Source organism: Actinomadura sp. NPDC049753, from assembly GCF_040674655.1.
Lineage (GTDB): Bacteria > Actinomycetota > Actinomycetes > Streptosporangiales > Streptosporangiaceae > Spirillospora > Spirillospora verrucosospora.
In genome coordinates, this window is record NZ_JBFARL010000209.1 from 1 (window position 1) to 13099 (window position 13099).

General features: G+C 70.8%; 12 protein-coding genes and 1 pseudogene. 4 read left to right on the plus strand and 9 right to left on the minus strand.

Features of this window, described 5'->3' with window-relative positions:
* Positions 1-290, minus strand: a pseudogene (locus tag AB0K37_RS34540) (prepilin peptidase); the annotation flags it as partial.
* A gap of 312 nt (positions 291-602) precedes the next feature.
* On the opposite strand from AB0K37_RS34540, the gene AB0K37_RS34545 reads away from it, so the two are divergent.
* Positions 603-977: a hypothetical protein gene (locus tag AB0K37_RS34545; RefSeq protein WP_363988238.1), complete on the plus strand. Its 375-nt coding sequence runs from the start codon at positions 603-605 to the stop codon at positions 975-977.
* A 31-nt stretch (positions 978-1008) separates the two neighbouring features.
* Here AB0K37_RS34545 and AB0K37_RS34550 read toward each other — a convergent pair whose 3' ends face one another.
* The 8 genes from AB0K37_RS34550 to AB0K37_RS34585 all read right to left on the minus strand — a co-directional run bounded on the left by AB0K37_RS34550 (position 1009) and on the right by AB0K37_RS34585 (position 7389).
* Positions 1009-1428 carry a DUF3592 domain-containing protein gene (locus tag AB0K37_RS34550; RefSeq protein ID WP_363988241.1) on the minus strand — a complete coding sequence of 140 codons (420 nt, stop codon included), beginning with the start codon at positions 1426-1428 and terminating at the stop codon, positions 1009-1011.
* Positions 1428-1832, minus strand: coding sequence for a hypothetical protein (locus AB0K37_RS34555; RefSeq protein ID WP_363988243.1), 405 nt, complete (start codon positions 1830-1832; stop codon positions 1428-1430). The genes AB0K37_RS34550 and AB0K37_RS34555 overlap by 1 nt, the downstream gene beginning before the upstream one ends.
* A gap of 1 nt (position 1833) precedes the next feature.
* Positions 1834-2358 (minus strand): hypothetical protein, encoded by a 525-nt coding sequence (locus AB0K37_RS34560; protein ID WP_363988246.1) that lies wholly within the window; start codon positions 2356-2358, stop codon positions 1834-1836.
* Between the two features lie 10 nt (positions 2359-2368).
* Complete coding sequence (locus AB0K37_RS34565) at positions 2369-3793, minus strand: hypothetical protein (protein WP_363988248.1); 1425 nt, start codon at positions 3791-3793, stop codon at positions 2369-2371.
* Positions 3794-3884: 91 nt separating this feature from the next.
* Positions 3885-5084, minus strand: a complete 1200-nt coding sequence (locus AB0K37_RS34570; protein ID WP_363988251.1) for a C40 family peptidase — start codon at positions 5082-5084, stop codon at positions 3885-3887.
* Positions 5085-5210: 126 nt separating this feature from the next.
* Positions 5211-5906, minus strand: a complete 696-nt coding sequence (locus AB0K37_RS34575) for a hypothetical protein (protein WP_363988254.1) — start codon at positions 5904-5906, stop codon at positions 5211-5213.
* Between the two features lie 31 nt (positions 5907-5937).
* Positions 5938-6771, minus strand: coding sequence for a hypothetical protein (locus tag AB0K37_RS34580; protein WP_363988257.1), 834 nt, complete (start codon positions 6769-6771; stop codon positions 5938-5940).
* A 183-nt stretch (positions 6772-6954) separates the two neighbouring features.
* Complete coding sequence (locus AB0K37_RS34585) at positions 6955-7389, minus strand: hypothetical protein (protein ID WP_363988260.1); 435 nt, start codon at positions 7387-7389, stop codon at positions 6955-6957.
* Between the two features lie 314 nt (positions 7390-7703).
* Between AB0K37_RS34585 and AB0K37_RS34590 the strand changes: the two genes are divergently transcribed.
* From AB0K37_RS34590 to AB0K37_RS34600, 3 genes are all read left to right on the plus strand, one after another.
* On the plus strand, positions 7704-9308 hold the full coding sequence (locus AB0K37_RS34590) for a hypothetical protein (protein WP_363988263.1): 1605 nt from the start codon (positions 7704-7706) through the stop codon (positions 9306-9308).
* Positions 9309-9412: 104 nt separating this feature from the next.
* Positions 9413-10501 (plus strand): hypothetical protein, encoded by a 1089-nt coding sequence (locus tag AB0K37_RS34595; protein ID WP_363988266.1) that lies wholly within the window; start codon positions 9413-9415, stop codon positions 10499-10501.
* A gap of 236 nt (positions 10502-10737) precedes the next feature.
* Entirely contained in the window at positions 10738-12990 is a 2253-nt protein-coding gene (locus AB0K37_RS34600; RefSeq protein WP_363988268.1) for a fused MFS/spermidine synthase, read from the plus strand.
* The last annotated feature ends 109 nt before the right edge of the window (positions 12991-13099 follow it).

A 13099-nucleotide genomic window follows, 5' to 3' on the forward strand; every position in this document is an offset into this window, starting at 1 on the left:
GCGAGCAGCACCGCCGCGACACCGTAGGACGGGAGCGTGAACCGGTCGGGCAGCCGCCTGACGCCGACGTCGATGAAGCCCAGGAGCGCGCCGGCGGCGGCCAGGTAGAGCAGCGCGGGCAGGACGGGCTCGAACCCGACCCGCCACCCGAGGACGCCGAAGAGCGCCGCGGTGACCAGGCCCAGGATCACGCGGTGCCGGTGGGTGACGTCACCTACGTACGGCGCCGCCAACGGCGCCGCGAGCACGCCGACGACGAGCCCTGCGGGCACCAGCACCAACGCGACCATCGCCCTCGCCCCGATCCGCCCCTGTCCATGCCCCGGCACCTGACCGGACGGACGCCGGCTGCGGGGCGCCCCGCACCATTCAATCCGCCGCACCGGCCCCGCACATGGGCCCCAGGACCCAATCGGGGGCGTGGGCATCGGGAAAAGGCGCGCTTCACGCGCCATGGGGATGGCGTGCGGAAAGCGGAACGCTTTCACCGAAGCTCCGCTTTAGGCCCTGGGACCTAAAATGGCTGGTGCAAGGGCCTGAATTTCCGCCGGCACCGCGGCCGGGCGTTGTGCGAAGCGCCCTTTACACGCGATGGTGGTGTCATGCCGAATCAGGTCAGGACCGTGCGCGTGCTGATGTTCGCCGCCGCCGGGCTCACGCTCGTCATGACACTGGCGTTCTTCGCCGCCGTCGGGGTCACGGCCGCCGCGATCGGCGCCGCGCTCTGGTTCGCCCTTCCCGGGGTCCTCAGCCTGCTGCTGGCGCTGCGCGTTCCGAACGGCGGGACGGGGCTGCGGCGCGGCATCATCGCGCTCGAAATCTTCTACATCCTGCTTTCGCTCGCCAGGCTCGGGCAGGGCGACCCCCGGGGCGTCCTCAACCTGGTACTCCCGATCGTCATCCTGGTCCTGCTGTTCCGCCCCGAGGCGAAGGCCTACTTCGGTGGAAAGGCGCCGGCGGCCGGTTCCTACTTCTGACCCCCGGAACCGCCGCGGAACCGGCCCGTCCTCAGGTGAGGCCCGCGAAGACCAGGCCGACGCCGAGGAGGACGAGGAAGAAGCCGAAGACCGCCGTGCCGACCGAGCCCGCCGTCCCCCTCCCGGACGAGGTGTCCATCCGCGCCGTGCGCGGATCGCGCGGGTCGTAGAACACGGCCACCTGCCGGCCCTTGAGGCGGGTCAGCTCGAACGACCCGCCCCTGGTCTGGCCGACCGTCTCGATCTCGGCGCCGTCCAGCGTCCTGAAGCGCAGGACCGGGAAGAACTCGTAGGTGTCGGTCCTCTCGACCCGGTGGATCCCGGCGACGACTCCCGCGACCCGGTGCGCGGAGGACAGGAACGCCCGGCCCGCCCGGTAGCGGTGGACGCCGACGGCGCAGAAGGCCGCACCGAACCCCAGCGCCATGAGGCCGAATGACCACAACGGCATCACCAGTACCCGCCGAGTTCCTCGCGGTCGGCGCCGAAGAGCGCGGCCAGGGCCAGGCCTCCGGCCGTCCCGGCGACTCCCTCGGCGACGTACAGGACCACGGAGAGCGCGTCGGCGTCACCGCCGACCGGAGCCGCGACCCCGGCGAGGACGGCCAGCAGCGGTACCGCGAGGACGCTCGCGAGCCAGCGCACCCGCCGCGCCCGGTCCCGCTGGACGGCGCCGGCCACCATGACCATCGACACGCTGACCAGGATCCACGGCAGGTCCAGCCGGATGATCCGGTCGAGGTCGGAGAGCGGCTCGCCGTCGCCCCCGGCCCCCGCCGCCAGCCGCGCGACGATCGAGAAGCCGAGCAGCCAGACGACCAGCGCGGCGCCCCAGGCGCCCAGCATCCGGACCATCTCAGCGCACCCTGATCGAGTCGATGACGCCGTCCACGACGTCGTCCTTGAGCTCGCCGCGACGCCAGATCAGCCGGACCACGTGCATCCTGCCGTTCCCGCCGATCACGCCGACGTCGGCGGCCTGCCCGGGGGCGCCCGTGCCCCGGAAGCCGCTGAAGGTGAAGTCGACGCGCCGGGCGTCCTTCGCCCCCGCGACCTTGATCGACTTCGATCCCGTCCGGTGGTAGTCCCGGGCGTTCATCATCGAGGCGGCCTCGATGGTCGCCTCCAGCATCTCCGGACGGCCCCGCTCGCCCAGATCCGTGATCACCGACAGGGTGGCCGTCCGCCGCGGGGACTGCACCGACAGCGCGGCGTCGCCGTCCGGGCCCCGCCCCCAGTCCTTCGGGTAGGCGACCGTGAGCACCTTCGCGTCGCCCCGGACGTATCCGCCGGGGGTCTTCCCCGACCCGCCGGACGAGCAGCCGGCCACCGCGGCGACGACCGCGAGAGCGCCCGCCGCCGTCAGTCTCTTCGCACCCATCGCAGCCCTCTCAGTTCTTCGCGCATTCCGGCCATTGCTGGAAGGTCCGTTCACCATTCTGCGGGGGGTCGAGGTACTGGGAGTCGGTGATCTGCTGCGTCTCCCCTTCGTAGCCGCCCTCGACGCCGAACTTGATCTCCGCCGCCAGCTCGGCCGCGATCTTGAATTCGTCCACATTCCCCGTGTAGACGTTCCTGCTGACCAGGCCGCGCTCGTAGATGAGCCGGTCGAGCGGGTCGGCGTTGGGCCCGGGGTCCCTGGAGACCACCGAGCCGTTCTCGTCGACGGCGTTCCGGATCGTCTGGAACGGCATCATGAAGGAGTTGTCGCGGATCCACTTCTCGCCGATCGCCCGGTTCGAGTCGTCGAAGTTGACCGTGGTCGCGGTGGTGGTCACCTGCTTGCCGGTCCCGGTTCCGCTCCCGTTCTTCTTCCCCGGGTTCTTCAGACTCTGGTTGGAGTTGCTCTCCTGCGTGGTGAGCCAGGTGATGCTCGCTAATCTGCCGTCCTTGTCGAAGGTCATCCTGGTCTGGCCGAGGTAGGTGGCCTCCCCGCCCGTCCCGTAGCCGAGCACCTTGGCGCCGCCCTTGACGCTCCCCTTCACCTGGAAGGTGTAGGTGGTCTTCGGGTAGCCGTCCTTCGCCGAACCGCTCCGGTCCGTCGTGACGAGCGCGGCGTCCCCGGCCTTGCCTTCGAGTTCGATTCCGGTCGCGATGTCCTTCACCTTCTTCTCACCCGAGGTGCTCGTGGTCAGGTTGCCGAGAGCGGAGGCCACCTTGAACACGCCCTCGGCGCCGACCTCCCACTGGGTGATCTCGGGATCGCGGGTCCTGGGCTCCCATCCGGTGATCTTGTCGAAGGCCCAGAGCCCCGGGCTGACCTTCTCGCCCTCCTTGCGCGCCAGGTCCCACTTCACGTCGTCGAGCCAGTCGTCGGCGGCCTTGTCGTCGGGGAAGACCCAGGTGTCGCCGTACTTGAAGTTGAGGGACCCTTCGACCTTCGCGCCCAGATCCCCGCCGAAACTCCCCTTGCCGAACTGCGCCTTGGCGCCGATCTCGGCCTCCGCGCCGAGCTTGTAGTCGGCGGGCACGATCGTGATGCGCGTCGAGCCGTCGGCGTACTTGACCTTTACGAACTGGAAGTTCTGCCCGAACTTCACGGAGAATGCGGTGATCGAATAGCCGACCTTCTTGGAGTCGGAGCCGGTGAGGCACGCCGAGGCCGGAGGTTTGTAGTCGTACTCCGGCGCCTCGCAGCCGGAGCCGAAGATCTCGCAGATCGCCTTCTTCGCCGCCGGGAGGACGGGATTGGGCATCATCAGCACGAGCATGCCGATGAGGACCGATCCGATGCCGACCAATGCCGCGTACTCGATCGCACTGGCTCCGGCGTCCCGCCATTGTGCGCCGACGTTTCGGCGAGATCCCTCACGCATGCCGGGAACGGTAGACCGGCCTTTTCCCGACTTCCAGGGCCCGCAGACCCGGGTGGGGGCCCGATGTGCTATAGGGCCCTGCCGGAGGGGCTCAGCCGAATCGGCGGGCCGAGGTCACCGGACGCAGCGGGGATATCTTCACGACGTCCCCTGTCTGCGGAGCCTCCACCATCTTCCCGTCCCCGTAATAAATGGCGACGTGATGCGGGGGCGCGCCGAAGAAGAGGAGGTCGCCGGGCTTGAGGGCGTTCGTCGGCACATAGCTTCCGCGCGGGTCGCTGACCTGGTCGCCGGTGTAGTGCCCGAGCGCGATCCGCCCCCGGGACGCCTGGTACACCGCGTACAGCGTCAGGCCACTGCAGTCGAACCCGAAGTAGAGGCGCCCGTCATAACCGCCGGGGGAGCAGCAGATGCCCCGGGTGGGCCCGCTGTAGTTGCCGCCGCCCCACGCGTACGGCGTGCCCAGCCAGCACAGCGACCAGGCCACCACCGCGGCGCCGAACTCGAGGTCCTCCGCCGGCTTCTCGCCGGTCTTCGCGCACTCGGACACGACCGCGCCGCTGCCGCCGCTCAGCCCGTCCGGCGCGCCGGTGTAGGCGACGGGGTCCTCGTCGTCGACCAGCCTGATCTTGAACAGCCGGGTGACGGCCGCCCGGTCGCCGTTGGGGAAGGCCCGGACGTGGCCGTCGCCGCACGTGATCTCCACGACGGGTCCGCTGCCCGTGGAGCCCTCCGGGCCCGGCCCGGTCTTGTACTCGCACTGCGGCGGGATCATCCTCGCGACGGCCCGCGCCGTCCCCGAACGGCCGATGCCCTTCTTCCCCGCCCTGTCGGTGCACAGGTTCCGACCGTTCCGGAGATCGTCCTTCTCCTTCTCGGTCAGCTCGTCCTCCTGCTTGAGCTGGCAGAGCTTCGTGGCGGCCTCCACCATGGCCGTGTAGCCCAGCATCCCGCTCAAGCGGACCTTGGTCGCACGGGACTCGTTCCTGTCCGCGTACTTCTCCGCGACCTTCTCGGGCGGGGAGTCCACCATCCAGTAGCCGACGGACGACGGGTCGCGGCCCCAGCCCACCAACTGGTCGACGGCCTTGTCGCGGAGCGGCGCGAGGGTGCCGAGCGCCGCCGCGTCCGCGCCGATCTGCGCCTGGTTCCGCATGTCGCCCGCCTGGGCGATCCGGCCGAACATGAGGAAGCCGCCGGCGAGCATGATGGCGACGCCCATGACCAGTACCGACGTGGCGACCCCCGCGTCGCCCCCGTGCCCGCCAGCGGATCTGATCCGTCGCAGCATCTGCGCCCCATCTTCACGAGATCGGCCCCATGACCCCCGGAAAGACTCTAAGGAGCCGTTGATCGGGAAGACAGGGCCCTGAGGCCCAATGAGAAATGGCGCGGGCGGCCCGCCGGCCCCGCCGGGTCAGAGGGTGTACGGAACGGGGAGATCCGGCACGAGCGTCTCCACCCGGTCGTCGACGGCCCCTTTCGCGGTGACTCCGATGTCGTGCCGCTGAAGTGCCTTGTCCTTGACCGCATAGAGGGTCACGGTGAAGCCCTCGCCGCCCGCCCTGGCCGCGGGCTCCTTGATGCGGGAACGGTATTCGGCGAGGATCTCGTCGCGGCGCCTGGCCGCGTCGCCGGTGATGCCGGGCCGGAAGGCGATGTCCTCCACCCGTCCGACCACATAGGTGAGGACGCCGCCCGGGCGGGTCGTCTCCACGTAGGCGCGCGCGAGCGCGACCGCGGCGGCCGCGTCCGTCACGGTCGTCCCGTCGGCGGCGGTGACCTCTCCGAAGGCCTTGGGGACGCCCGTCAGCAGTTCGACGCGGTCGCCGCCCGTGGCGACGTGGAGCTGCACCGGGTGCGGGCTCTGCCTGTAGTCCACGCGGTAGACGGCCCAGGTCCGCAGGAACGGCGTCTCCACCCGGGTCAGCCGGCTGCCGCCCAACGCGACGATCCGCGCCTCCTCCTGCCGGCCTTCGCGTTGCAGGCCCTGGCTGATGGTCTGGCGGAGCCGCTCGTCAGGCCTCGTGTTCGGCTCGGGCGTCCTGGAGCCGGCCGCCCCGGAGCTCGACGCGCATCCCGCCAGGACGAGCGCCACGAGGGCGAGCGCCATGCCCGCGAAGAGGCGGCCGGGACGACGCCGGTCAGCAGAAGATCCACAGGAAACAGTCATGTGCGTCATCCCATGCCTTCCCATAGTTGTCGGCGTACTTGTGCCCGTCCACCGAGGAGACGACCTCTCCGTTGACAAATGCCTGCTTCACTCTCTCACGCCCCGCCTTTTCTCCCACGGCCTTCTCGCCGGCGGCGTCCAGCGGTGGGCGCTGTGCCTTCTGGCGTGCGGCGTTCTCTCGTGCGACCGCGGCGTTGTACGCGTCTTCGTATTCCTGCTGCAGAAGTGTGTCGGGAGCGTTGCCGTTCCGGTTCTTCTGCAACTCCTGGTTGTTCTGGATGGCCTCGACCGTGCCCTCGGTCTCCTCGTCGATGGACTTGTCGATGAACTCGTCGCGGCTGAGCTTCTTGATATCGGGGTCGTTCCGGTGCTCGGCGTGGTTCACCTCGTGCACGAATGTGTTGGCCCGGTCCTCGGGCGACTGGTTGGTGTCGACGTAGAACACGTTCGCGTCACCGTCGTAGTACGACCCGCCGCCCGGCCGGTAGATGACCCGCACCCCGTGGTCCTTCACCCACTTGAGCGCGTCGCGGCCGAGCTGGGTCTCGTTGAGGACGTTCTCGGTCTCGGACTGCTCCTTGGGCGGCGGTGGTGTCGGCGGCTGCGGAACGGTCGGCCCGGGGCTCGGACTCGGCACCGGCGAAGGACCGTGGCCCGTGCCGTCGCCGCCGCCGGCCCCTCCGCTGTCACCGAGGCCGCCTGCCCGCTGCCGCGCGTCCGCGCACTTCCCTCCGAAGACCCCGCAGACCGCATCGCCGACGCGTCCTTCGACCCGGGTCGAGACGAGCGTCACCAGCGTGCCCACGATAATGGCGCCGACAAGAATGAGGGCGCCGTATTCCAGGCTGCTCGCACCTCGCTCCTGATGTGCTCGCCCTCTGAACACATGCCGTGAGCGTTCTAACCGCATTCCCCGAAACTAGATCGGCGGAGACGGGTCCCCCAGAGTCCCCGGGCCCTTTCAGGGACCCAATTCCGGGCCCACCGCTCACCGGCGGGCCTTTCGCCGGCCGCGGCGTTCTCCGGCGTCCGCGACCTCGGCCGCCCAGCGGCGGGAAAGGGTCCTGGAAAGGGCCAGTCCTAGAGCGACGCCGAGGACCGCCTCGATGAGATGGAGGATGACGCCGACCGCGGTGTCGGAGAACGGGATGCCGAGGACGGCCGCGGCGAGACTCCCGAGCAGGGGAACGGGGAGCGCGGCGAGGACCCGGCCGGGGCCGCCGTCCCGGTCGCGCACGTAGCTGCCGGCGGTGACGGCCATGAAGGTGCAGAACAGCAACCAGGGCAGGTGGACCCGCAGGACCTGGGCGTACTCGTCGACGGGTTCGCCCCGCTCGATCGCGGGGGCCATCACCTTCAACGTGCAGACCGCGAGCGCCGCCACGAGCGCGGCCGAGAACCAGGCCGAAAGCACAGCGCGCATACTTCAGCACGGTAAACATTTAACGAGGTAATCCCCAGGGCCCCCGGGCCTGTCCGATCGTGAACGTCCTGGCATTTCCGTGCGGTTCTGGGTCTGCGGACCCAGTCTCGGCGTGCCATGTGCCCACATGGCGGCACGGCATTAACGGTCGGCAACTCAATTAGGTCCCAGGGCCCAAGCCCCGCCGAAGAACTCCGTCTACTCTCATCAATCTTGATATGCACGGGGTATCGGGGGTTCGCGCGATGTGGTGCGGTCGTTGGCAGGGCCGAAAAGGGGATTCCGGCGCCTCCGCGATCGAGTACGCGAGCCTGGTGCTCGTCGCGTCCGCGATCATCACCGGGCTGCTGGCCATGTCCATTCCCAACGTGGTCTCGCCCAGGACCAGGGGCGCGATCTGCAAGGTGTTCCAGGGCGACGGCTGCGTGTCCCCCGAAGGCGGGGGAGGGAGCGGCCTCGACGGAGGTACGGGGAATCCGGACGGCGGCACCGGCCCGAGAACCGAGGGCGGGAACGGCGGGAACGGCGTTGACGGCGGAACCGGAACCAATGGCGGAACCGGCAACGGCGGCAACGGCGGCAACGACAGCGGTGGGCCCGGCTGGAACCAGGCGTACACCGGGTTATCGCCGCTGCACGCGGTCACGCAAGGCTTCGGTGACCAGGTCGGCAACTTCTTCAGCGGCCTCGGCACCGGCATCAAGCAACTGTTCTGGGACGGCCTCGGCAAGGCGATCGTCGACGACGTCACCGGCCTGGTGGACCTCGTCACCGACCCCGGCACCATCATCGACGCCGGCAAGTACATCTTCGAGCACCCCTGGGACGCGCTCCGCCAGATGGTGGTCGACGACGAGACCGTCGACATGTGGAACGACGGCAACTATCTCGGCGCCACCGGCCGCACGATCTGGAACGTCGGTTCCTGGTTCATCCCCTACTACGACGTCGGCAAGGGCGTCGGCAAGATAGGCAAGCTCGGCAAGCTGGGCAGGGCCGCTTCGAAGCTCGGCAAGGCCGGCAAGCTGGCGGAGGAGTCGGCCGGCGCCGCCGAACGCGGCGCGAAGGCCGCCAAGTCCGGCGATCTCGTCGGCGCCCGCAAGGCCGCCGACGAGGCGAAACAGAAGGCCGACGACGCCAAACGACTGGCCGGCTGCAAACCCGGGGCCTTAGGCCCGCCCCGCGGGGGATCCTTCTCGGCCCCCGTGGGTGCGCTGACGCTGCCGGCCCTCCGCGGCGCGCGGGGACTCGCCGTCCAGGTGCGGGCGGTCGCGCCGACCCCGTGCGAGAAGGCCGACGCGAGCAAGACCAGGGTGGACCAGGCCCTGCGCGAGGCCGCCCTGAAGAAGATCGCGCAGCTCCGCAACGCGGGCCCCGGCGCCCATGGCGTCCAGCGCCACCTCGACCCGCCCGACGACCGCATCAGGCTCCGTCTGGGCGAGCCCAAGTACAACCCGGACGGAACGCCGCAGCTCTACGGCCCGACCAGCAACTACCAGGGGTACGTCAAGGGCGACAACGCCACCAAGGTCGACCCCATGAACCCGAATCCCCGCCGCCCGGACGGCACGCTCGACAACACCGACGCCATCACCAACGGGACGCACAAAGTCGGGCCCTTCTCCACCAAGTTCAGCGACCCGCTCGACTTCGCGCTGGCGGAGGGCGCCGCCCGGGCGAAGCTCACGACCTTCCCCGCGAGCGGCACGCAGGCGGTGGAGCTCTCGATCAACGACCTGCCGGCCGGGGCGGCGAGCCGGATGAAGGGGTGGTACCGGAACGCCGCCGACCCCGCGCAGTTCAAGGCGATCAACTTCCAGAACGCGACGATCCGCGCGATCTACAAGCTGGACGCGAACGGGAAACCGTACCTGTACACCATGTATCCCGACCCGGTCAAAGCCCTGAATCCGCCATGACGGCCCCATCGTGCCGCCGGTTCGGGGCGTGGCACGGTGGGGTGTGGTCGTGGTCCCCGAGCATCGTCTCTGGCGGCGTGCGCCGCACGAAGGAGGTAGGCAGAGTGATCCGTCCACGGCTGCTGCTCGTATACCGCACGAAGAACACCAGGCTGCTGGGCAGCGGAGCCGGGGTGATCGATCGCACCGGGCCCGTGCCGCGCCTGCTCGTCCGCACCGAACAGGGTCTGGCCGCCCACGACATCACGGCGGAAGGCGCCCGGTCCGCCGATCCGGCGGCCTTCTTCGCCGGACGCGCCCGGGGACGGCCGATCATCGGGACCGGCCCGGTCGCCCCGGACCTGTCCCATGCCGTGCTGGTGGACGAGACCTCCTACCGGCTCGTCTCTCGGGACGGGACCCTGCTCTGGGAGCGCCCGTGCGCGGGCCCGGCCGGCAACCCCGTCCGCTACGTGCGCTGGGTCAAGCCGGCCGGAGCCGAACCGCGGGTGTGGCTGGCCGTCCCTCCCGACCCGGCGGCGGCCGGCGGCGCGGACCCGCGCGGAGCGGTCGACCTGGCGCTCCTCAGCGTCGCGGGCGACGAACTCGACCGGCTGACCGTCCCGGTCGGCGGCCGTCAACGTTCCGTCGACCTCGCCTTGAGGCCCGACGCGCGCCCCTTAGCGGTGGGCCTCCGCGTCGCCGCCCGAGCGATGACCTTCCGGGTCGGCCCCGGCGGAGCGGTCTCGCACGCCGCGGACCGCGCGCTCCTGGACGGCGACCCTTCCGGTTCGGGGTTCGTCACCATCGGCCCGAGCGACAGCGGCGACACCACCGACGTGCGATGGCACTCCGCCCGCGGAAAGGACACCGCCACCGTGGTCACCTGCGCCGACGTCTTCGCTTCCGAGCAGCAGAGCGAGCCGGTGCACATCGCCCCCTACCTCTCCGGCGGCAGCGGCGGCCATCTGAGCGACGATCTCCTGCTCCTCGGACTGGAGGACGACTATGACGAGATCGAGACCGAGCTCTTCGGCGCGGAGCGCTGGCGCCCGTCCAGCCACTGGCTGGTGAGTTCCGGACGACCGCTGGGGATGGTCGCCTACCCGGAGGAGAGCCACCTCGACGACCTCACCCCGGCCGTGCCGTTCGGAGACGGAACGTGGCTGACCCACGGCCGTGACGTGATCTACCGCTGGGGCCTCGACCGCTGAGCGGGGCGGCCCGTTCCGCCGCCGCTCGACGCTCCCGGCCAACTCCCCGCCGATCGTCCCGAGTGGTTTCCCTGGGCCCTCGGACCCAGGTTTTCCGCACCTGATAAACCGGGCCGAGTTTGGGTCCCCGGGCCCTCAAAAATGACTCCGGGGCACAGTTACGCTCGGCCGCGGAGAGGTCTTCATCGACGAATACCGCCGCATGCGGACACCGACCTATCGCGAGGAGCGCGCAGTTGAGCGTCGTCGTCGAGTCCCCGAGCCGGAACGAGCGGGCAGCGCGGAGCGGACGGTGGCGGTTGCCCGTGCTGGTCGGGATCTACACCCTGGCCGGCCTGGTCGGGGCCGGCCTCCTCTTCGTGGTGCAGCCGATGGTCACCAAGATGATCCTGCCGGCCTATGGCGGATCGCCGATGGTGTGGAACACGGCCGTGCTGTTCTTTCAGGGCGCGTTGCTGCTCGGTTACGGATATGCGCATTTCGCTCAGCGGCTCGGCGCGAGAAAGCAGCCGATCCTCCACGCGGTCCTCATTCTGCTGCCGCTCCCGCTGCTTCCCATCGCCGCGCCGGAATGGGCGGGGGCCCCGGCGTCCGCTCCACCCGCTCTGTGGCTGCTGCTGGTGCTGACCGTCATGGTCGGCGCGCCGTTCACGGCGGTCGCGGCGACCAGCCCGCTGATCCAGCGCTGGTACTCCTGGTCCGACCTGCCGCGCTCCGGCGACCCGTACTTCCTCTACGCGGCCGGGAACACGGGAAGCCTGCTGGCGCTGCTGTCCTACCCGCTCTTCATCGAGCCGGCGGCCGAGGTGGGCGGGCAGGCGACCTGGTGGGCGATCGGCTACGGCGTCTTCGTGACGCTGATGGCCGCGTGCGCGGTGGTGGTCCGCCGGGCGGTCCGGCACCCTGCGACCGGCGCTCCCGAGACCGAGCCCGCGGAGGAGGCCACCGCCCAGGATTCGGGGGAGGAGCGCATCGGATGGCGCCGCCGCGGCCGCTGGCTGTTCCTCGCGTTCGTGCCGTCCTCGCTCATGCTGGGCGTCACGGCGCACATGTCGACCGACATCGCGCCCGTGCCGCTGATGTGGGTGATCCCGCTGGCGCTGTACCTGGTCACCTTCATCGTGGCGTTCGCCCTGCGCACGCATCGCGGGCTGCCCGCCGCGGTCGTCGTGTCGGCGATCGCCGCGGTCGTGCTGCCCTGGACGCTGATCAGAGGGGGGATCGGGTACGCCCCGGCGGCCGTCGCCCTCGACCTGGTGCTGCTCGCCCTGGCGGGCCTCACCTGCCACGGCCTGCTGGCCGCCGACCGGCCGGCGCCGCGGCGGCTGACGGAGTTCTTCTTCGTCACCTCGGTCGGCGGCGCGCTCGGCGGCCTGTTCAACGGCATCGTGGCCCCGCTGGTGTTCAACTGGACCGCCGAACTGCCGGTGGTCGTGGCGAGCCTCGGCCTCCTGCCGCTGGCGGCGCGGTGGCCGGCGCGGAGCATCCCGGGGTCCGCGCTCACCCGGTGGGCGTTCCTGGTGACCGCGCCGCTCGCCGCGCTGCTGCTGTGCTTCATGGACTCGACGGCTCTGCGCTGCGCCGGGTTCGCGCTCGCCGCGTCGTGGATCCTGCTGATCGTCCGGCGGCCCCGCGTGCTGGCGGCCGTGGCGGTGGTGGCGGTGCTGGTCCCGTTCACGGTCAAGCAGTCGCACAGCACCGACCGGGAGCGCACGTTCTTCGGGCAGTACCAGGTGCGGCTCACCCACGAGCGGGCCACGTTCGTGCATGGGACGACCGTCCACGGCTTCCAGCTGCGCGCGCCCGGGCAGCGCATGACGCCGGTCTCGTACTACGCGCGGCGCGGGCCGATCGGCGACGTGTTCGCCGCGTACGGCGCGGGGCCGCAGTCCGGCCGGGTGGCGGTCGTGGGGCTCGGCGCCGGCGGCCTCGCCGCGTACGGCCGCGCGGGGCAGCGGATGGACTTCTTCGAGATCGACCCGGCGGTGGTCCGCATCGCCCGCGACCCGCGCTACTTCACCTACCTCCGCGACTGCCCCTGCCGCGTGCGGACCATCGTCGGCGACGGCCGCCTGGAGCTCCGGCACGCACCGGACCGCTCGTACGGGATGATCCTCCTGGACGCCTTCAGCTCCGACGCGGTGCCGACCCATCTGCTCACCCGGCAGGCCATCGGGCTGTACGCCGCCAAGCTCGCGCCGGGCGGCGTCCTGGTCTTCAACGTGTCGAACCGCAATCTGGAGCTGGCCCCCATGCTGGGCGCGACCGGCCGGGCGGCCGGGCTGGCGACGCTCACCGCGTCCGACACCGCCCCGAAGGGCGACGAGCTGTCGTTCTCGTCCGAGTGGGTCGCGATGGCCCGGTCGGCGGACGACCTGCGTCCCCTCGCCGCCCGCTCCGCCCGCTGGCACCGGATCCGCGGCGGCGGCCCGGTGTGGACCGACGCCCACTCCGCCCTGTTCGAGCTGCTGAAGATGAACCGCCGCTGACGGGGGGTGCGGGGGGGCCCCCGCGGGCCCCCGGCCCCCCCCGGGGGGGGGCCGGCCGTTGGCCCCGAGGCCCACAAGGGGGGGGCCCGCGCGGCGGGGCCCGGGGGCG

Excerpts from the sequence above, each read along its gene's own strand:
- AB0K37_RS34545 (WP_363988238.1), top strand. The coding sequence starts at position 603 with ATGCCGAATCAGGTCAGGACCGTGCGCGTGCTGATGTTCGCCGCCGCC.
- AB0K37_RS34550 (WP_363988241.1), bottom strand. The coding sequence starts at position 1,428 with ATGCCGTTGTGGTCATTCGGCCTCATGGCGCTGGGGTTCGGTGCGGCC.
- AB0K37_RS34555 (WP_363988243.1), bottom strand. The coding sequence starts at position 1,832 with ATGGTCCGGATGCTGGGCGCCTGGGGCGCCGCGCTGGTCGTCTGGCTG.
- AB0K37_RS34560 (WP_363988246.1), bottom strand. The coding sequence starts at position 2,358 with ATGGGTGCGAAGAGACTGACGGCGGCGGGCGCTCTCGCGGTCGTCGCC.
- AB0K37_RS34565 (WP_363988248.1), bottom strand. The coding sequence starts at position 3,793 with ATGCGTGAGGGATCTCGCCGAAACGTCGGCGCACAATGGCGGGACGCC.
- AB0K37_RS34570 (WP_363988251.1), bottom strand. The coding sequence starts at position 5,084 with ATGCTGCGACGGATCAGATCCGCTGGCGGGCACGGGGGCGACGCGGGG.
- AB0K37_RS34575 (WP_363988254.1), bottom strand. The coding sequence starts at position 5,906 with ATGGCGCTCGCCCTCGTGGCGCTCGTCCTGGCGGGATGCGCGTCGAGC.
- AB0K37_RS34585 (WP_363988260.1), bottom strand. The coding sequence starts at position 7,389 with ATGCGCGCTGTGCTTTCGGCCTGGTTCTCGGCCGCGCTCGTGGCGGCG.